The sequence below is a fragment of the Lactococcus sp. FSL W8-0209 genome (assembly GCF_038006585.1).
GTDB lineage: Bacteria > Bacillota > Bacilli > Lactobacillales > Streptococcaceae > Lactococcus > Lactococcus lactis.
Map to the genome: position 1 here is coordinate 724,845 of NZ_JBBOVN010000001.1, position 17,943 is coordinate 742,787.

A 17,943-nucleotide genomic window follows, 5' to 3' on the forward strand; every position below is an offset into this window, starting at 1 on the left:
ATGAGGGGGAAAAATGACTGAAAAAGATTGGATAATCCAATATGATAAAAAAGAAGTAGGGAAACGTTCTTATGGTCAAGAATCTTTAATGTCATTGGGAAATGGTTATTTAGGGCTTCGAGGTGCGCCTTTATGGTCAACTTGTTCTGACAATCATTATCCTGGCTTGTACGTAGCTGGTGTCTTCAACCGGACGAGTACAGAAGTCGCAGGACATGATGTCATTAATGAAGATATGGTAAATTGGCCAAATCCTCAATTAATAAAAGTATATATTGATGGTGAATTGGTTGATTTTGAAGCGTCAGTTGAAAAGCAAGCTACAATTGATTTTAAAAATGCTTTGCAAATTGAACGTTATCAGGTGAAATTGGCCAAAGGAAATTTGACTTTAGTAACAACAAAGTTTGTAGATCCAATTAATTTTCATGATTTTGGTTTTGTTGGTGAAATTATTGCTGACTTCTCTTGTAAATTAAGAATTGAAACTTTTACTGATGGCTCAGTTTTAAATCAAAATGTTGAACGTTATCGGGCTTTTGATAGTAAAGAATTTGAAGTAACAAAAATTTCCAAAGGACTTTTGGTTGCTAAAACAAGAACAAGTGAAATTGAACTTGCAATTGCTTCTAAATCATTTTTGAATGGATTGGCTTTCCAAAAAATAGATTCTGAGAATGATGAGATTTTAGCAGAAGCAATTGAAATTGACTTACAAAAAAATCAAGAAGTTCAGTTTGACAAAACGATTGTCATTGCAAGTTCTTATGAAAGTAAAAATCCTGTTGAGTTTGTACTGACAGAGCTGTCAGCAACTTCTGTCAGTAAAATTCAAGAAAATAATACGAATTATTGGGAAAAAGTTTGGTCAGATGCCGATATTGTTATCGAATCAGACCATGAAGATTTACAAAGAATGGTCAGGATGAACATTTTCCATATTCGTCAAGCGGCACAGCATGGTGCTAATCAGTTTTTAGATGCATCAGTAGGTTCACGTGGCTTGACTGGTGAAGGCTATCGGGGCCATATCTTCTGGGATGAAATTTTTGTTCTTCCTTACTATGCGGCTAATGAGCCAGAAACGGCGCGTGATTTGCTCTTGTACCGAATCAATCGATTGACCGCAGCGCAGGAAAATGCGAAGGTTGATGGAGAAAAAGGAGCTATGTTTCCTTGGCAGTCCGGCTTAATTGGTGATGAACAATCGCAATTTGTTCATTTGAACACAGTAAATAATGAATGGGAACCAGATAATAGCCGGCGTCAAAGGCATGTTAGTTTAGCCATTGTATATAATTTATGGATTTACTCACAACTGACAGAAGATGAAAGCATTTTGACTGACGGTGGTTTAGATTTAATCATTGAAACGACAAAGTTTTGGTTAAATAAAGCCGAATTAGGAGATGACGGCCGTTATCATATTGATGGGGTCATGGGACCTGATGAATATCATGAGGCCTATCCTGGGCAAGAAGGGGGAATCTGTGATAATGCCTATACTAATTTAATGCTCACTTGGCAATTAAATTGGCTGACAGAATTATCAGAAAAAGGATTTGAAATTCCTAAGGAATTACTTGAAAAAGCTCAAAAAGTTCGGAAAAAACTGTATCTAGATATTGATGAAAATGGTGTGATTGCGCAATATGCTAAATATTTTGAGCTTAAGGAAGTGGACTTTGCAGCTTATGAAGCAAAATATGGGGATATTCATCGCATTGACCGTTTGATGAAGGCCGAAGGTATTTCCCCTGACGAATATCAAGTGGCTAAACAGGCTGATACGCTGATGTTAATCTACAATTTGGGTCAGGAGCATGTGACTAAGTTGGTCAAACAATTGGCTTATGAGTTGCCCGAAAATTGGTTGAAAGTCAACCGTGATTATTATCTTGCTAGGACTGTTCACGGTTCAACGACTTCACGTCCGGTTTTTGCTGGGATTGATGTGAAATTAGGGGATTTTGATGAAGCGTTGGATTTCTTGATTACAGCAATTGGCAGTGATTATTATGATATTCAAGGGGGAACAACGGCCGAAGGGGTTCATATTGGGGTCATGGGCGAAACGCTCGAGGTGATTCAAAATGAATTTGCTGGTCTGAGTCTGCGAGATGGCCAATTTGCAATTGCTCCTTATTTACCAAAAAGCTGGACAAAATTGAAATTTAATCAAATTTTTAGAGGAACTAAAGTTGAAATTTTGATTGAAAATGGACAATTATTACTGACAGCGTCGGCGGATTTACTGACCAAAGTTTATGATGATGAGGTTCAATTAAAAGCCGGAGTGCAGACTAAATTTGATTTAAAATAAATGGTTTTACTCTTAATAAAGTTTTGATACAAGGATTTACAATTATTTTTTAATAAAAAAATTACTGACAGAATTTCTGTCAGTAATTTTGGAAAGTCATTGCTTAAAAATATATTTTTAAAATGACGAGAAAGAAGGTAAAAAGATGTTTAAAGCAGTATTGTTTGATTTAGATGGTGTAATTACAGATACCGCAGAGTATCATTTTAGAGCTTGGAAAGCTTTGGCTGAAGAAATTGGCATTAATGGTGTTGACCGCCAATTTAATGAGCAATTAAAAGGGGTCTCACGAGAAGACTCGCTTCAGAAAATTCTAGATTTAGCTGATAAAAAAGTATCAGCTGAGGAATTTAAAGAACTTGCTAAGAGAAAAAATGATAATTATGTGAAAATGATTCAGGATGTGTCGCCAGCCGATGTCTATCCTGGAATTTTACAATTACTCAAAGATTTACGTTCAAATAAAATCAAAATTGCTTTAGCGTCGGCTTCTAAGAATGGTCCATTTTTATTAGAGAGAATGAATTTAACTGGATATTTTGATGCAATTGCTGATCCGGCTGAAGTTGCAGCATCAAAACCAGCACCAGATATTTTTATTGCAGCAGCACATGCAGTGGGTGTTGCCCCCTCTGAATCAATTGGGTTAGAGGATTCTCAAGCTGGAATTCAAGCCATCAAAGATTCAGGGGCTTTACCAATTGGTGTAGGGCGCCCAGAAGATTTGGGAGATGATATCGTCATTGTGCCTGATACTTCACACTATACATTAGAATTTTTGAAAGAAGTTTGGCTTCAAAAGCAAAAATAATTCGTAATTAATAAATTACATAAAACCAATAAAAAATACCACCTTTGAGTGGTATTTTTTAATTTTTGATTTGTCTTTCCAACCAATCAGATGCCCAAGAAATCCATCGATGTACTGACGGAAGACAATATGCATCAGAAGGAGCGGTTGTACGATTAGCCAAAGAGACACCATGAGGTCCAGATTCAAAAAAGTGAGCTTCAAAAGGAACTTGATGTTTTGAGAGTCGATCACAATATTTAAGGCTGTTATAGATAGGAACACCCTCATCATCAGCCGTATGCCAAATAAAGGTTGGAGGAGTTGAGGAAGTAACTTTTTCCGAAATATTATATTCTGAGATATTTTCAATTTCAAAATTAAAATGTGACAAATCACTAGGCCAACCAAAAGTGAAGGAAGTTACTGGATAGCAGAGAATAACTCCTTTTGGTCGATGGATTTGTTCAGAATTACCATACCAAGCGGCCAGATGCCCTCCGGCAGAGCAACCAAGTAAGAAAACTTGCTCAGGATTGATTTGCCATTCTTTATGATTTTGATGAATCAGAGAAAAAACAGCTTGAACTTCTTCAAGATTTTGTGATAAAAAGTTATAGTTTGTTCCTTTGTTCATCACGGTGTAATTAAGGAGAAGCACTTGATAACCTTTGGCGAGAAAAGCTAAGGCAAGAGGGTCAGATTCTCTTTGTGAAATATGTTGATAACCACCACCAGGGCAGATAATAATAGCAGGAAAAGTATAATTTTCGTTTTGACGAGGATTTTGGAGCTGATAAAAATCAACCCATGCAGTATCATTTAAAGAAAACGTTGATTTATTCATAAGTTCATTGTACCAAAAAAGGGTTGAAAGAAATATCAAAATACCTCATTGTTTATTTATTACATTAATGAATTTTAAGTTCGTTTAAGAAAACTATCATAGAATTTGATTATGAAGAAAATTATTTATAGTATAGTTCTGATATCCTTGCTTAATTTTGGAACGATTGCTTATGGAGAAACGGCAACCGGGACTTCAGCAAGTTCAGGAGATGCAACAGCTCAAAGCTCAACCGAGACTTCAAGTACCTCAAATTCAGCTAGCAGTAGTTCACAAAATACAAGTTCCTCTGAAGGAACGAATTCGACAAGTCAAAATCAAACACAAACAAGTACAACTGCTCAAAATCAGACAGATAATGTTGGGCAAAATCAAACGCCTCCGGTAGTAGAAAATCGAGACAGTTCAACAGATAAAAATTCTGGCAGTCAAAAAGAAACTAAAAATTCAACCACAATTATTAATGAAACCGTCAACAATAATGCAAAGGGGAACAATATTCTTTTGATGACATTGACCAGTTTGTCAGCATCAGTCACAATCATTGGGGGAATTATTGCCTTTGTGCGTCATTTGCGTGGCCGTGGCAAGAAGAAAAATCCTGTCAGTAAGGCACAAAGTTCTAAAAATGGGAAAACTCCTTCAAATTCAATGATAGCTGAGCCATCAGTAAGTTCTAAAAAAACGCCAAATGAAGAAAAAGCACTGACAGAAACTCAGCAAATTAATATGCAGGCGGATGAATTGCTCAAAAATCATAAAAAACAACAAAAAGAATATCGTCGCAGAAGAAGATAAAAAGCCATTTAAGGTTTTTTATTTTGCCCAAATTTTTGAAAAATTGTCAGTAAAATTTACTGACAGCTTTTATGTTAAAGACTGTGATAATGTAGGAGATAAACTTTTTGAAGTGGCAACACTGGAATTTTCTATGGTTTGACTATTTTTAGATTCATCAGTTGCAAACGTTAGATAGTGTCTTAGGGGATGTGTTATAATAAAATCATGAAATTTAACGAAGAAGAAATGTTACAATTTGCACAAAAATTGGGAAGAAAATTAGAAGCTCAAGATGTTATTGTTTTAACTGGCGAGCTTGGGGCTGGAAAAACAACTTTTACCAAAGGCTTGGCTTTGGGTTTAGAGATTCATCAAATGGTTAAAAGTCCGACTTATACAATTGTCAGAAGTCTGGAAGGACGTTTGCCACTCCATCATATGGATGTTTATCGCATTGGTGATGATCCGGATAGTTTTGATTTAGATGATTATTTATTCGGTGATGGGGTTTCGGTCATTGAATGGGGCGAAATGTTAGGCGATGATTTGCCAGAAAATTATCTGGAAGTCATTTTTGATAAGTATTCTAAAGATTTGGTCAACGATCAAGAACGTGAAATTATTTTGAAACCACATGGAAAAAGATATGAGGAGCTCGTTAATAACTTATGACTACAGAGCTAATTGTTAGAGAAGCAAATGGCGCCGACAGTTCTAGAGTCATTGAATTTCTCAATAAGGTTGGAACAGAAAGTAATTTTTTGACCATTGATGAAGTAGGAATTTTAATCTCTGAAGCAGAAATGACGGACTTTTTAAATCAACAAGCTGAGAAAGATAATAATGCTTATTTTCTTGCATTCGTTGGTGATGAAATTGCTGGTATTTTGCATTTGACGGCGGATTATCATTATCGAGTACGTCATATTGCGGAACTTTTTATCGCTGTGTCAGAAGATTATCAAGGCTATGGCATTGGGACGATTCTACTAGAAGATGCACTTGAGTGGGTAGAAGAAGTTGGAACAATCAAACGTTTGGAATTAACTGTCCAAGCACGTAATAAAAAAGCATGTCATCTTTATGAAAAGTTTGATTTTGAATTAGAAAATGTCAAAAAATGGGGCGCCCGAGATGAAAATGGTCAATTAATTGATGTTTGCGAATATGTTTTATTTTTTGACTAATAGTTGACCCTTTTGTCAGTAAAATTAAATATAATTAAAGAAAAATTAAAATATAATTTTTCTTTTTTTGTTGTGAAAAATCAGAATTTTGATATAATGCTAATATGAAGCTTTGGATAAAAACACTTCTCATGCTTGGAAGTATTATTTTAGTAACGGCAATTGCTGCAGGCGGATATACATTAACCGTTCTGAACAGTACAACAAAAGCCTTTAAAATGACTTACACTAATGCTGGGAATAAAAAGACAGAACAAGTCATTCAGGCAACTGAACCTCTAACAATCCTACTTATGGGGGTTGACACAGGAGGCGAAGGGCGTGGAACTTCCGATTCATGGAATGGGAATTCTGACTCACAAATTCTGATGACACTTAATCCTAAAACGCACACGACAACAATGGTTTCAATTGAACGTGATACGATGACTAACATTTTAGATGCTGACGGAAACATTGTTTCTAAGCAAAAAATGAATGCAGCCTATCCCTTAGGTTATAACTCAGGGTCATCTTCTGACGGTTTAAAAAATGCCGTAAGTTATGCTATGAAAACTATTAGTGCTCAGACTGGTATTAATATTGACAGTTTTGCAACAGTCAATTTTGATGGACTAGTTAATATGGTTGATAATGTTGGTGGGATTGATATTAACAATACCACAGGCCAAACTCTCTATATTTCAGATACAGAGCCGCAATATACTGCGAAAGTTCCACCTGGAAAACAACATATTAATGGTGACCAAGCCTTAGTTTATACCCGTGACCGACATCATTTACCAAATGGTGACTATGGTCGGGCAGCTCACCAACGTGAAGTCATTGCAGCACTCATGAAGAAAATTTTAGCCTTAGATAATATCACACGCTATGAACAATTTTTGAATGAAGCCTCAAAAGATTTTAGAACTAATATCCCAATTAATGCTTCAACAATTACTTCATTACTAGGTTATAAAGATTGCTTTAACAAAGTAGTTTCTATTCAATATGAAGGCGTTGGTGAAATGGTTGATGGTGCTTCTTATCAATTTATGCCAACAGATATTTATCTCGCGATGCAAAATATCATGAAGAAATCGCTTGATGAATCAACAGTGACCACTTTGCCAAGCAGTTTGATTACTTATGAATCAGTTTTTGGCTCAGGAACAGCACCTTTTTATTATCTTCCGTCAGCTACTGTAACTGAAAAAGGAAAATCAACGGTGACTTATGGTGTTGATACGCAAGGAAATCTTGTTTCTTTGAATTCCAAAAATTCAGGGAATTATGTTTCGACAAGTGGTGGCTCAGTTCAATCAGATTCAAGTTCTGGCTCCTCTAGCTCATCAAGCGATTCCACGGCAACCTCAAGTTCTGATTCTACTTATCAACAAGATAATACTTACAATGATGGCTATAATAATAGTAATGACAGTACAACATCTAGCTATGGAACAGATGATACAAACACAGGGAACTATGGCTACGGTACAAGTCAATAATTGAAAAAAATAAGAGAATATGATAAACTTGTTTCTGTCAGTAATTTTAGCTTAAAAATTTACTGACAGAAATAATTTGGTCCGATAGCTCAGCTGGATAGAGCATTCGCCTTCTAAGCGAACGGTCGAGGGTTCGAATCCCCCTCGGATCATGGTGCCAAACCTCGCCCCACCTTCGTAGTGGGGCATTTTTTTATACTTTTTTACGAAAAGCAATTTAAAAGAAACATATTAAAAAAGGATAAACCATTATAAAAAAAGAAAATAAAGTCCTAATAAAAATTGTGCTATAATAGAAAAATGACAAGATACAAAGCCACAATAGCCTATGATGGCACAGATTTTGTAGGTTTTCAAAGCCAAACAAATCAAAGAACAGTTCAAAAAGAAATTGAAAAAATACTGACGAAGTTAAATTCTTTTGAGCCAGTTATTTTACAAGGCTCAGGCCGAACAGATTCTGGAGTTCATGCTTTTGGTCAAGTCATTCATTTTGATTTAAAGGGCAAAGTTCGTGATTTGGAACGTCTGCGATTTGGTTTAGACACTCAAACCCCAGCAGATATTGCAGTAAAAAAAGTGGAACTTGTCCCAGATGATTGGCATGCAAGATATCAAAAGCATGAAAAAACCTATGAGTATTATCTAGAAAATTCAATTACACGAAGTCCATTTCAAAGACATTCTAAAGCCTATTTTCGCTATCCACTTAATTTTGAGCGGATGCAAGAAGCAATGTCAAAGTTGGTTGGAGAACATGATTTTACAGGTTTTACAGCATCGGGTTCATCAGTTGATGACAAAGTAAGAACGATTTATCAGGCAGAAATTATCCGTCTTGACGAAGAAAATTTCAAATTTATTTTTCGTGGCAATGGCTTTTTGTATAAACAAGTGCGAAACATGGTTGGAACAGTCATTAAAATTGGTAATGACCGAATGCCTGTCAGCCAAATAGATAAAATATTGACCTCTAAAAATAGAGATTTTGCAGGACCAACAGCGGCACCTGAAGGTTTATATTTGAAAGAAGTCAAATATGCGGAAAATACTGACATCTAAAAGCTACTGTCAGTAAAATTAATGGAGAGAAGATGCCAAAGAATTTAAATGAAAGCAAAAAAATTCTAACAATTGCAGGTTCAGATATCCTATCCGGAGGCGGGATGCAAGCTGATTTAGCGACTTTTGCAGCCAATGGGCTTTATGGCTTTTGCGCCTTAACAAGCATTGTAACTGTCAAAGAAGATAAATTTTTTGTTCATCCAGTAGAAAAAGAACTCTTTCAAGAAGAGTTGGAAAGTTTAAGCGATGTGGACTTTTCAGCCATAAAAATAGGACTATTACCCAATAAAGAAATACTTGAACTGACCAAAAACTGGCTGACAGCTCTGTCAGTGAAATCTGATACTCCAATTATATTAGACCCAGTCATTGTTTTTAAAGAAAATGCTGACTATTCGGTCAATGAAATGCGTGACCTTTTCATCAGCCAACTCTTTCCTTTGGCGACTGTAATTACCCCGAATCTCAAAGAAGCAGAAATACTGACAGGGCTGTCAGTAAAAAGTAAATCAGAGATGAAAGAAGCAGCCAAACTTTTGCATGATTTTGGAGCAAAAAATGTCGTCATCAAAGGAGGAAATCGATTTGACCAAAAACAAGCCATTGACCTTGCTTATGATGGAAAAGCTTTTTATGAATTATCAAGCCCGATTATAGAAAATAATAACAACGGAGCAGGTTGTACCTTTGCTTCATCGATTGCGGCTAATATGGCTTATAATCACCTCTTTAAAGATTCAGTCAAGAATGCAAAAGACTTCGTTTATCAAGCCATTCAAAATGCAAATGAATATGGTGTTTTTCAAAATAAAAAATAAATTTCCAAAAGTAAACCAAACTTCTAGGAAAAGTAGGAGATGAAACTCATGGACAACAGAAATATCAAAAAATTAACTTTACTTGCGATTTGGACAGCAGTCACTTTTGTTCTAGGTCGCCTATTTACCTTCCCTATTCCAGGTTCAGCCGGTAATATATTAACTCTTTTGGATGTCGGAATTTATACAGCAGTCTTTCTATTTGGTAAACGAGAGGCGGCAATAGTTGGGGGCTTTGCAGCCTTTCTACTTGATTTGACTGCAGGCTACAGTAACTACATGTTTTTCAGCTTAATTATTCATGGCGGGCAAGGCTATCTCGCAGGATTAACAAGATACAAATGGCTTAACTTTTTGGTCAGTCTTGTCTTTATGGTTGGAGGATATTTTATTGTTGGTGGATTAATGTATGGCTGGGGTTCAGCCATTGCGGGACTTTGGGTAAATATTATTCAAGTTGTGGTTGGCTTTGCTTTAGCAAAAGTCTTGAGCCCGCTCATTGAAAGGACAGGTATTTTAAATGGATTTAGAAAAGCTTAAAAAAGACACACAAGTCATTATCGATGATGTCATAAAACAAACAGAAATTAAAGCTGGTCAAGTCTTTGTTCTTGGTTTATCTTCATCAGAAGTAAATGGTGGTTTAATTGGCCATGCCAGTTCTAGTGAAATCGGTCAGGTCATTGTTTCTGTCATACACAAGACCTTGTCAGACAAAGGAATTTATCTGGCGGTCCAAGCATGTGAACATCTTAATCGTGCCCTACTCATTGAAGAAGAATTAGCCGAAAAAAAAGACTGGGAAATCGTTTCTGTGATTCCGCAACTCCACGCTGGTGGAAGTGGTCAAGTTGCCGCCTACCAGCTCTTTAAATCTCCAGTTGAGGTAGAACATATTGTTGCCAAAGCCGGTTTAGATATTGGTGATACTAGTATCGGAATGCACGTAAAGCACGTCCAAATTCCCGTCCGTCCAATTTTAAGAGAACTTGGTGGCGCTCATGTAACAGCTCTTAAATCACGTCCTAAACTCATTGGTGGAGAACGTGCGAGGTACAAATAAATGAAAGAGATGTTAATCATGACCCCAGGTCCGACTGAGGTGGCTGAAAATGTTCGATTAGCAAGAGCAAAGGCAACAACGAATCCGGATATTGATTTAGATTTTTATGACTTTTACAAAAAAACTTGTAGTAAACTTGCTCAATTTTTAAAAACCAAAAACGATGTCAGAGTTTTAGCTGGTGAAGGAATTTTAGGATTGGAAGCGGCTTGTGCTTCGTTAACCGAAAAAGGTGACCGCGTACTTGTGCTTGATAATGGTATTTTTGGTCATGGCTTTAGTGATTTCATTGAGCTTTACGGAGGTGAAGCAATTCTACTGGAGAGTTCAGGAAAAGAAGCATTTTCCTTAGAAATTCTAGAAAAATTTTTAGAAAAAGACCATGACTTTAAATATGCAACAGTCGTTCATTGTGATACACCCTCAGGCGTCTTAAATGACCTCTCAAGCATTTGTCCTCTCTTAAAAAAATATGGAATTCTAACCGTTGTTGATTCGGTTGCGGCGATGGGTGGTGAAGATTTACAAGTTGATAAGTGGCAAATTGACATCGCTCTTGGTGGCTCTCAAAAAGTGATTTCAGCTCCACCAGGCTTAACAATTGCATCTATTTCAACAGAGGCTTATCAAGCGATGACAGAGAGAAAAAGCCCCATCGCAAGTTTTTATTGTAATCTCCTTACTTTTAAAGATTATTATGAAAAAAAATGGTTTCCATATACCATGCCAATTTCTGATATCTATGGATTAGACCAAGCGATAGATAATCTTCTTGCCGACCAAGAAATCTTGAAACGTCATGCGATGATTGGTCATGCGACAAGACAAGCAATTGAAAATTCTCCTTTGGAACTTTATTTGCAGAATGGCTATTCAAACACCGTTTCTGTTATTAAAGTGCCAGAAGGTCTGAATGATCAAGAAATCTTAAGGAAAATGCGTGAGAACTATCGAGTGATGATCACAGGATCATTTGATTATTTGGCAGGTAAAGTTTTAAGAATTGGGCACATGGGAGAGAATGCGAGACCAAATAAAGTGGCTTACAGTCTATATGCGCTTCAAAAAGTATTAGAAGATTTTGGTATTGCATTTAAAAATAATTTACAAGAAGATTTTTTAGAAGCTCTGAATTGAAAAAGAAGTGAAGCTTATAGCTTCTAATACAAATAAAAAGAAAAAATCTGATATTACAATGGTTCATGAAAAATAAAAAAACAGACTTTTGACAAAAAAGGAAAAATCAGATATAATTATTTTCGGGCACTGGTTTTTTATTATAAAAAATCAGTAACGGTAGGCTCCCCTCTGGGGAGCTGTTTTTGTTTTTCCCAGTTATTTCTGTTTTGTAAAAAGATTAGAGGAGATTTAGATGTCAACTAAGTATATTTTCGTCACTGGTGGTGGTACTTCGTCAATGGGTAAAGGGATCGTAGCGGCATCGCTCGGTCGTTTGCTTAAAAATCGTGGGCTTAAAGTCACTGTCCAAAAATTTGACCCATACCTTAACATCGACCCAGGGACAATGAGCCCTTATCAACATGGTGAAGTCTTTGTTACTGATGATGGTGCTGAAACTGACCTTGACCTTGGTCACTATGAACGTTTCATTGACATCAATTTAAATAAATATTCAAATGTTACTTCCGGTAAAGTTTACAGTGAGATTCTTCGTAAAGAACGTAAGGGAGAATATCTCGGAGCAACTGTCCAAATGGTACCGCATGTGACTAACATGTTGAAAGAAAAAATTAAACGTGCAGCAACAACAACTGATGCAGATATCATTATCACAGAAGTTGGTGGAACGGTTGGCGATATGGAAAGCTTGCCATTTATTGAAGCTTTACGCCAAATGAAAGCCGAAGTTGGTGCGGACAACGTCATGTACATTCACGCTGTTCCAATTCTTCACTTGCGTGCTGCTGGAGAATTGAAAACTAAAATCGCCCAAAATGCGACTAAGACACTTCGTGAATATGGTATCCAAGCTAACATGCTCGTATTACGTAGTGAAGTTCCAATCACGACAGAAATGCGTGATAAAATTGCGATGTTCTGTGACGTAGCACCAGAAGCAGTCATTCAATCGCTTGATGTTGAACACTTATACCAAATTCCATTGAACCTTCAAGCACAAAATATGGACCAAATCGTTTGTGACCATTTAAAACTTGATGCACCAAAAGCAGATATGACAGAATGGTCAGCAATGGTTGACCATGTCATGAACCTCAAGAAAAAAGTAAAAATTGCTTTGGTTGGTAAATACGTAGAATTACCAGATGCTTATATTTCAGTGACTGAAGCGCTTAAACATGCAGGTTATTCATCTGATGCCGAAGTTGATATTAACTGGGTTAATGCTAATGATGTAACTGATGAAAATGTTGCTGATCTTGTTGGTGATGCTGCAGGGATTATTGTTCCTGGAGGATTTGGTCATCGTGGCACAGAAGGTAAGATTGCAGCCATTAAATATGCGCGTGAAAATGACGTTCCAATGCTTGGAATCTGTCTTGGAATGCAATTGACAGCAGTTGAATTCGCTCGTAATGTTCTTGGACTTGAAGGAGCTCATTCATTTGAATTAGACCCTGAAACAAAATATCCAGTCATTGACATTATGCGTGACCAAGTTGATGTTGAAGACATGGGTGGAACACTACGTCTTGGACTTTACCCAGCTAAATTGAAAAATGGCTCACGCGCTAAAGCAGCCTACAATGATGCTGAAGTGGTTCAACGTCGCCACCGTCACCGTTATGAATTCAATAACAAATTCCGTGAAGACTTTGAAAAAGCTGGTTTCGTATTCTCAGGAGTTTCACCAGATAACCGTTTGGTTGAAATCGTTGAACTTTCTGATAAAAAATTCTTCGTGGCATGTCAATATCACCCAGAATTGCAATCACGTCCAAACCGTCCAGAAGAACTCTACACAGAATTCATTCGTGTAGCGGTTGAAAATAGTAAATAATATAGGCTAAAAAACCTCCGAGATTAGGAGGTTCTTTATTTGTTTTAAATAATCAGAATATTTAAAATATAGCTTGTTTTCCCATACTTTTTGTATTATAATATATTCAATTTAAATCTGAAGAAAAAGGGGTGAAAAGATGCGTAAAGTAGGTCTAATTGGTTGTGGTCATGTTGGAGCAACGGTGGCTCTTGATATTGTTCAAGGAGGTCTTGTAGATGAGTTGGTCATTATTGATAAAAAAAGAGAAAAAGCTGAAGCAGAGGTTCTAGACCTGCTAGATGCCCTTTCTCTTTTGCCGTTCTATGTCAAAATTTATGTTGGAGAATATACTGATTTAGTAAATGCCGATATCATTTTATCGACCTTAGGCCATATTGAACTAATCAAACCTGGCGGAGACCGTTTTACAGAATTAAAAGCAAATATTCCAGAAATTAAAGAAGTTTCTGAGCAATTAAATAGGATTAATTTCAAAGGAATTCTGATTGCAACAACTAATCCAAATGATGTGATTGTCAATCTCTATTCTCAATTACTGAACCTCCCTCAAAGTCATATTATTGGAACGGGAACATATTTAGATACTGCAAGAATGAAAGCACAAGTAAGTAAAGCATTAAAGATTGATGGGCGGGCTATTGAAGGATATGTCCTTGGAGAACATGGAAACTCACAATTTACCGCTTGGTCAACGGTCAGAGTTGGGGGACAATCTTTTTTAGAGATTGCTAAAGAAAAAAATCTAGATTTAGAAGATCTAGAAGAAAAAGCGCGTCAAGGAGGCTTTGCTGTCTTTAATACGAAAGGTTATACTAATGTTGCCATAGCTGCAGCAACAGTATCTCTGATGAATCTGGTGCTTTCTGATGCTAAGAGTATTGCTATCTGTTCACATTATGATGAAAAGTTTAAATCCTATATTTCTACCCCTGTTTTGATTGGTAAAGAGGGAGTAGAGGCCCTTGTAAAATTTCCCTTAACTTTTGAAGAAGAAGTTAAGCTCAAACAATCAGTCTGTGAAATTCAGGAAAAAATAGATTATTTTAGTTAAAAAAAGAGCCTGTTCATTTGAACAGACTTTTTTAATCAGAATTAGCCATGTCTTCCTCTTCCTCATCGTCAGTATTTTCTTCAATACTGTCAAGAGTTTCTTCAAAACTATCAAAGGTTTCTTCAAAATCATCAAGTTGATCTTCGACATCATCCAAACGCTCACGAATATCTTGGTTTTGTTGATAAACTTCGTTAAGAAGAATTTGGATATCTCCAAGCATTTCGGTTTGAATTTTTTGAATTTGCATATTTGAAGCTTGATCATCCATCATCAAATGGTCAAGTTTTTCATGGAGGGCAGCTACCCCTTTTTCTGATTTAACATTGACTTGGAAGTCATTTTTAGCAGACAAGCGGTCATGGTGTGCAGCACGATTTTGACTCATCATAATCAAAGGGGCTTGCATTGCGGCCGTAATCGATAGAAAAAGGTTGAGGAGAATGAATGGATATTTATCCCACTCGACTCCGAAAATACCAGAGACATTAACAAACATCCAAACGACTAAAATTCCAAGATAAGTTAGAATGAAAGCCCACGAACCGACAAATTCAGTAACTTTATCAGCCACACGTTCACCGATAGTTTCTTGGGTTTGAAGTTGTTCTTCCACGTCATGAATCTCAAAATTTGCCTTAGTTAATTCTTCATTAAGTAAATCATTAACGGTAAAGTTTTTTTGCAGGTCAAGATGAAAAAGGGTATCTAAGACCTCCAAACGGAATTTAACCTGATGTTCATTACAGATGAAATCATGACTGGTTGCTTCTGGGTAATCGCGCATGATAACGGTTTGAAGGCTAGGGTCAAGATTCTCAAGGAAATCTCCTCCTGACCGGCGATGAACACGACCGTTAACAAGACAGACGACTTTATTTTTATTAATTGGAGTTGGAGCCATTTTATAGCATGGTTCAAGCTTGTAAAATCTAATTTCTTATTTTGTGAAATGGGTCAAGTTTTTTGAATTAAAATCAAAAAGTTGGCACAAGAAGAGCGCCAATCTACTCTTGGTCAATTTGACAGAATAAGTAATCATAATAATTGCGGGTTTGGGTCGACCTTTCAAAGCTTGAGCGCTCTCCTTTCATTTAGGTTTTTAAAGGACAGTTTAAATATGTCCATATTAAATTATAAGGTATTTTAAGAAATTTGCAAGCCTCAGGACTAAAATAAAAACTCCTGCAGAGCAAGAGTTTTTATTTTCAAACACTTTTTAGCGAAAGAACCTGATAAAATATCAGTAATTTAGTTTGCTTTAGCCTCTTTTTCCACAGCTACAGCTTGGAAAAGATATACAAAAAGACCAAAGATAAGCGAGATAATCGTTGTCCAAAGTTCAGGGTCTGGAACGCCAGCAAGAGCAGTTGCAACATAACCTACAACTTGTCCAAGAGCAAGCGACCAAAAAAGTGTGACAATAAGTTTCATATTTACGCTTCTTTCCATTATTTTCTATCCGCCTATAGTATAGTACAAATTATGACAAATTTCAAATTTTATATATAAAGGAGAAGATAAAAATAAGCAGGTACTTATCTCTTTACTATTGGTATTTTCCACTATATGGGATTAGTTTAGACTCTAAAAAATCATATTCTTCAACTTGTTCAATCTGGGTGAAGAAAGCTCTATTTCGCTCAGTGAGCATTATATTTGCTGGAATAGTATCTTCAAAACGAATAAGATAGGTTGGTTTTTCTAAAGCAATGGCGTAGCCAAGCTCCCAAGCTGTTCCAGAATCAGTATCTTGATGATCGAAATCAACAATTGCAACAATGATATCTGCTTTATTTACCTCATTTACATCATTTTCCATTGTCGCTTTGGCCCATTCAGGGGTAAAAGCTTCAACTTCTTGTGGTAAAGATTCAGGATGTTGACATCTCATTGGGCTAAAAAAGTTTGCTACTGTTTTATTTTTTGAAAGTGCATTTTCTAAAAGTTCAACTTTTTTTATTTGACTTTCACTAAAAAATGGTGCGGCAAGGTAAACGTTAACGTTAACTGCTTGATTAAACAACTTGTTCAAGTTTCAAATCTCCTAATAATTCTATGGTTTCTTCGGCGGTATCAACAAGAGAAATGGCATCTATGACTTCTTTAGAAATCATTCCTTCCTTAAGTTGCAAGCGCAGTAGGTCAAAAAGAGGTTGATAAAATTTTCGACCAACAAAAATGACTGGGCGGACAGCGGTTTGGTTGATAGACATCTCAGTTAAAAGTTGAAAACTTTCTTCCATTGTCCCAAATCCACCAGCTAAAATGACAAAAGCTTCTCCTAAATCAATGAGTTTACGTTTGCGCTCATCCATTCCACTTGTTAAATAAAGTTGACTGGCATTTTGACGAGGTGGTTCTAAAGGGAGAATTCCATCAGGATAAACGGCAATAACTTTACCTTGATGACGAATGACTGCATCTGAGACCATTCCCATACATCCTTCTTCGGAACCACCATAGACGAGGGTATGGCCTGATTTAGCAAGTAATATTCCTAATTTTTCGCTTGTATCTTTATAGATTGGATTTTTTCCATCTCTTGAAGAAAGAAAGACGGTGACATTCATTAATTATTTTCTCCTTCAATTTCTTTTAATTTTTCTTTGATTTGTTGCAAAACATGAATTTTTGATTGTTCGTCCTCCACAAAATCATATTTATCGCCATCAATTTGGATTTTGGGACAAATATCAAAGTCTTCAAACCAAGTATCATATCTGCTATTTAATTCTTTATAGTAGTCATATAAACTTGGATCGTATTCCAATTGTTCAAATTGACGTCCTCTTTTTTTGATTCTTTCTAGCATTTTATCAAAAGAAACTTTGACATGAATGAGTAAATCAGGCCTTTTTTTGAAAGATAAACTATCAATTTCTTCCAACATATTGTTAAGTAAGTCATCATAAACCTCGACTTCCGTTTCATCTGCTCGTCCTAAATCGGCGTTCAAATGAAAAAGCAGACTATCTTCATAAATCGAGCGGTCTAATACATTATTATTATCAGACAAGGCTCTTTTGATTGAATCAAATCGCTTATTTAAAAAGTATATTTGTAATAAGAAGGCATATTTTTGAGGGTTCTCATAGAATAATGGCAAAACTTTATTATCGTCAACACTCTCATAAAAAGCTTGTGTTTTCAATTCCTCCGCCAACATCTCAGTTAAAGAGCTTTTTCCTGCTCCGATTGTTCCAGCTAATACTAGCACTGTCATTACACCTTTCCCATTCTATTTTTAGTTTTAGTGATTGTTTAATTAAAAATTAGTAATAAATAAACATGGCTTGCTCATTATAGTGCAAAAAAAAGTTCTCGTCAAATTGCTAAGTTATAACCTATAAATGCTGTTGTTAAAGGATTCTTTTAGTTTTTATAATTTTTTTATTACGATTAATAAAAAGGTGAAACATCTTAGTTTTTTGTAATAAAAACGAATTAAAAATAAGAATGAAAGCAGTTTTAAAATCAAAAAATGTCAAAAATGTTGGACGTTGTCAGCCGTTAAGTTGTTTTTTTGATATCAATTTAGTTAAA

19 protein-coding genes and 1 tRNA gene are annotated in these 17,943 nt (G+C 36.0%); 14 read left to right on the forward strand and 6 right to left on the reverse strand.

Annotated elements, in window-relative coordinates; genetic code table 11:
• Nucleotides 1-13 precede the first annotated feature (13 nt).
• Both MKX45_RS03645 and pgmB read left to right on the forward strand, forming a co-directional pair.
• Nucleotides 14-2,323, forward strand: a complete 2,310-nt coding sequence (locus MKX45_RS03645) for a glycoside hydrolase family 65 protein (protein ID WP_039114648.1) — start codon at nt 14-16, stop codon at nt 2,321-2,323.
• Between the two features lie 145 nt (nt 2,324-2,468).
• Nucleotides 2,469-3,134, forward strand: coding sequence for a beta-phosphoglucomutase (gene pgmB, locus MKX45_RS03650; protein ID WP_012897250.1), 666 nt, complete (start codon nt 2,469-2,471; stop codon nt 3,132-3,134).
• Between the two features lie 58 nt (nt 3,135-3,192).
• Here the strand turns inward: pgmB and MKX45_RS03655 are convergent, their stop codons facing one another.
• Nucleotides 3,193-3,960, reverse strand: a complete 768-nt coding sequence (locus MKX45_RS03655; protein ID WP_023188981.1) for an alpha/beta hydrolase — start codon at nt 3,958-3,960, stop codon at nt 3,193-3,195.
• Between the two features lie 111 nt (nt 3,961-4,071).
• Between MKX45_RS03655 and MKX45_RS03660 the strand changes: the two genes are divergently transcribed.
• The 12 genes from MKX45_RS03660 (at nt 4,072) to MKX45_RS03715 (ending at nt 14,397) form a co-directional block, all read left to right on the forward strand.
• On the forward strand, nt 4,072-4,758 hold the full coding sequence (locus MKX45_RS03660) for an ATPase (RefSeq protein WP_340816812.1): 687 nt from the start codon (nt 4,072-4,074) through the stop codon (nt 4,756-4,758).
• Nucleotides 4,759-4,965: 207 nt separating this feature from the next.
• Nucleotides 4,966-5,412, forward strand: coding sequence for a tRNA (adenosine(37)-N6)-threonylcarbamoyltransferase complex ATPase subunit type 1 TsaE (gene tsaE, locus MKX45_RS03665; protein WP_023188979.1), 447 nt, complete (start codon nt 4,966-4,968; stop codon nt 5,410-5,412).
• Nucleotides 5,409-5,927 carry a GNAT family N-acetyltransferase gene (locus MKX45_RS03670; RefSeq protein WP_023188978.1) on the forward strand — a complete coding sequence of 173 codons (519 nt, stop codon included), beginning with the start codon at nt 5,409-5,411 and terminating at the stop codon, nt 5,925-5,927. Before tsaE ends, MKX45_RS03670 begins: the two co-directional genes overlap by 4 nt.
• Before the next feature lie 104 nt (nt 5,928-6,031).
• Nucleotides 6,032-7,417, forward strand: coding sequence for an LCP family protein (locus MKX45_RS03675; RefSeq protein ID WP_003131524.1), 1,386 nt, complete (start codon nt 6,032-6,034; stop codon nt 7,415-7,417).
• A 78-nt stretch (nt 7,418-7,495) separates the two neighbouring features.
• A tRNA-Arg gene (locus tag MKX45_RS03680) sits at nt 7,496-7,569 on the forward strand.
• A gap of 148 nt (nt 7,570-7,717) precedes the next feature.
• The gene (truA, locus tag MKX45_RS03685; protein WP_340816813.1) at nt 7,718-8,479 is read left to right on the forward strand and encodes a tRNA pseudouridine(38-40) synthase TruA; all 762 of its coding nucleotides are present in this window, start codon (nt 7,718-7,720) and stop codon (nt 8,477-8,479) included.
• A 32-nt stretch (nt 8,480-8,511) separates the two neighbouring features.
• Nucleotides 8,512-9,300 carry a bifunctional hydroxymethylpyrimidine kinase/phosphomethylpyrimidine kinase gene (locus MKX45_RS03690; RefSeq protein ID WP_023188975.1) on the forward strand — a complete coding sequence of 263 codons (789 nt, stop codon included), beginning with the start codon at nt 8,512-8,514 and terminating at the stop codon, nt 9,298-9,300.
• A 39-nt stretch (nt 9,301-9,339) separates the two neighbouring features.
• Complete coding sequence (locus MKX45_RS03695) at nt 9,340-9,840, forward strand: ECF transporter S component (RefSeq protein WP_161934609.1); 501 nt, start codon at nt 9,340-9,342, stop codon at nt 9,838-9,840.
• Nucleotides 9,821-10,363 (forward strand): TIGR01440 family protein, encoded by a 543-nt coding sequence (locus MKX45_RS03700; protein ID WP_039114660.1) that lies wholly within the window; start codon nt 9,821-9,823, stop codon nt 10,361-10,363. The genes MKX45_RS03695 and MKX45_RS03700 overlap by 20 nt, the downstream gene beginning before the upstream one ends.
• Entirely contained in the window at nt 10,364-11,500 is a 1,137-nt protein-coding gene (locus MKX45_RS03705; RefSeq protein ID WP_039114661.1) for a pyridoxal-phosphate-dependent aminotransferase family protein, read from the forward strand.
• Between the two features lie 235 nt (nt 11,501-11,735).
• Nucleotides 11,736-13,343 carry a CTP synthase gene (locus MKX45_RS03710; RefSeq protein ID WP_340816814.1) on the forward strand — a complete coding sequence of 536 codons (1,608 nt, stop codon included), beginning with the start codon at nt 11,736-11,738 and terminating at the stop codon, nt 13,341-13,343.
• Between the two features lie 139 nt (nt 13,344-13,482).
• Nucleotides 13,483-14,397: a lactate/malate family dehydrogenase gene (locus MKX45_RS03715; protein ID WP_058208089.1), complete on the forward strand. Its 915-nt coding sequence runs from the start codon at nt 13,483-13,485 to the stop codon at nt 14,395-14,397.
• Between the two features lie 31 nt (nt 14,398-14,428).
• Here the strand turns inward: MKX45_RS03715 and MKX45_RS03720 are convergent, their stop codons facing one another.
• The 5 genes from MKX45_RS03720 to MKX45_RS03740 all read right to left on the reverse strand — a co-directional run bounded on the left by MKX45_RS03720 (nt 14,429) and on the right by MKX45_RS03740 (nt 17,623).
• Nucleotides 14,429-15,301 carry a DUF1003 domain-containing protein gene (locus MKX45_RS03720; RefSeq protein ID WP_039114668.1) on the reverse strand — a complete coding sequence of 291 codons (873 nt, stop codon included), beginning with the start codon at nt 15,299-15,301 and terminating at the stop codon, nt 14,429-14,431.
• A gap of 347 nt (nt 15,302-15,648) precedes the next feature.
• On the reverse strand, nt 15,649-15,849 hold the full coding sequence (locus MKX45_RS03725; RefSeq protein WP_012897261.1) for a YjzD family protein: 201 nt from the start codon (nt 15,847-15,849) through the stop codon (nt 15,649-15,651).
• 97 nt (nt 15,850-15,946) lie between these two features.
• On the reverse strand, nt 15,947-16,432 hold the full coding sequence (locus tag MKX45_RS03730; protein WP_340816815.1) for a nucleoside 2-deoxyribosyltransferase: 486 nt from the start codon (nt 16,430-16,432) through the stop codon (nt 15,947-15,949).
• A complete protein-coding gene (locus MKX45_RS03735; RefSeq protein WP_003131507.1) occupies nt 16,416-16,970 on the reverse strand; it encodes an LOG family protein in 555 nt (184 codons plus the stop codon). Before MKX45_RS03735 ends, MKX45_RS03730 begins: the two co-directional genes overlap by 17 nt.
• Nucleotides 16,970-17,623, reverse strand: coding sequence for a deoxynucleoside kinase (locus MKX45_RS03740; protein WP_003131506.1), 654 nt, complete (start codon nt 17,621-17,623; stop codon nt 16,970-16,972). Before MKX45_RS03740 ends, MKX45_RS03735 begins: the two co-directional genes overlap by 1 nt.
• Nucleotides 17,624-17,943: the final 320 nt, after the last annotated feature.

Bases quoted from the DNA above. Each gene is read 5' to 3' on its own strand.
- MKX45_RS03725 (WP_012897261.1), bottom strand. From the start codon at position 15,849: ATGGAAAGAAGCGTAAATATGAAACTTATTGTCACACTTTTTTGGTCG.
- MKX45_RS03670 (WP_023188978.1), top strand. From the start codon at position 5,409: ATGACTACAGAGCTAATTGTTAGAGAAGCAAATGGCGCCGACAGTTCT.
- MKX45_RS03715 (WP_058208089.1), top strand. From the start codon at position 13,483: ATGCGTAAAGTAGGTCTAATTGGTTGTGGTCATGTTGGAGCAACGGTG.
- MKX45_RS03720 (WP_039114668.1), bottom strand. From the start codon at position 15,301: ATGGCTCCAACTCCAATTAATAAAAATAAAGTCGTCTGTCTTGTTAAC.
- MKX45_RS03710 (WP_340816814.1), top strand. From the start codon at position 11,736: ATGTCAACTAAGTATATTTTCGTCACTGGTGGTGGTACTTCGTCAATG.
- MKX45_RS03735 (WP_003131507.1), bottom strand. From the start codon at position 16,970: ATGAATGTCACCGTCTTTCTTTCTTCAAGAGATGGAAAAAATCCAATC.
- MKX45_RS03700 (WP_039114660.1), top strand. From the start codon at position 9,821: ATGGATTTAGAAAAGCTTAAAAAAGACACACAAGTCATTATCGATGAT.
- MKX45_RS03695 (WP_161934609.1), top strand. From the start codon at position 9,340: ATGAAACTCATGGACAACAGAAATATCAAAAAATTAACTTTACTTGCG.
- tsaE (WP_023188979.1), top strand. From the start codon at position 4,966: ATGAAATTTAACGAAGAAGAAATGTTACAATTTGCACAAAAATTGGGA.
- MKX45_RS03645 (WP_039114648.1), top strand. From the start codon at position 14: ATGACTGAAAAAGATTGGATAATCCAATATGATAAAAAAGAAGTAGGG.
- MKX45_RS03705 (WP_039114661.1), top strand. From the start codon at position 10,364: ATGAAAGAGATGTTAATCATGACCCCAGGTCCGACTGAGGTGGCTGAA.
- MKX45_RS03675 (WP_003131524.1), top strand. From the start codon at position 6,032: ATGAAGCTTTGGATAAAAACACTTCTCATGCTTGGAAGTATTATTTTA.
- MKX45_RS03740 (WP_003131506.1), bottom strand. From the start codon at position 17,623: ATGACAGTGCTAGTATTAGCTGGAACAATCGGAGCAGGAAAAAGCTCT.
- MKX45_RS03690 (WP_023188975.1), top strand. From the start codon at position 8,512: ATGCCAAAGAATTTAAATGAAAGCAAAAAAATTCTAACAATTGCAGGT.
- truA (WP_340816813.1), top strand. From the start codon at position 7,718: ATGACAAGATACAAAGCCACAATAGCCTATGATGGCACAGATTTTGTA.
- MKX45_RS03655 (WP_023188981.1), bottom strand. From the start codon at position 3,960: ATGAATAAATCAACGTTTTCTTTAAATGATACTGCATGGGTTGATTTT.
- pgmB (WP_012897250.1), top strand. From the start codon at position 2,469: ATGTTTAAAGCAGTATTGTTTGATTTAGATGGTGTAATTACAGATACC.
- MKX45_RS03660 (WP_340816812.1), top strand. From the start codon at position 4,072: ATGAAGAAAATTATTTATAGTATAGTTCTGATATCCTTGCTTAATTTT.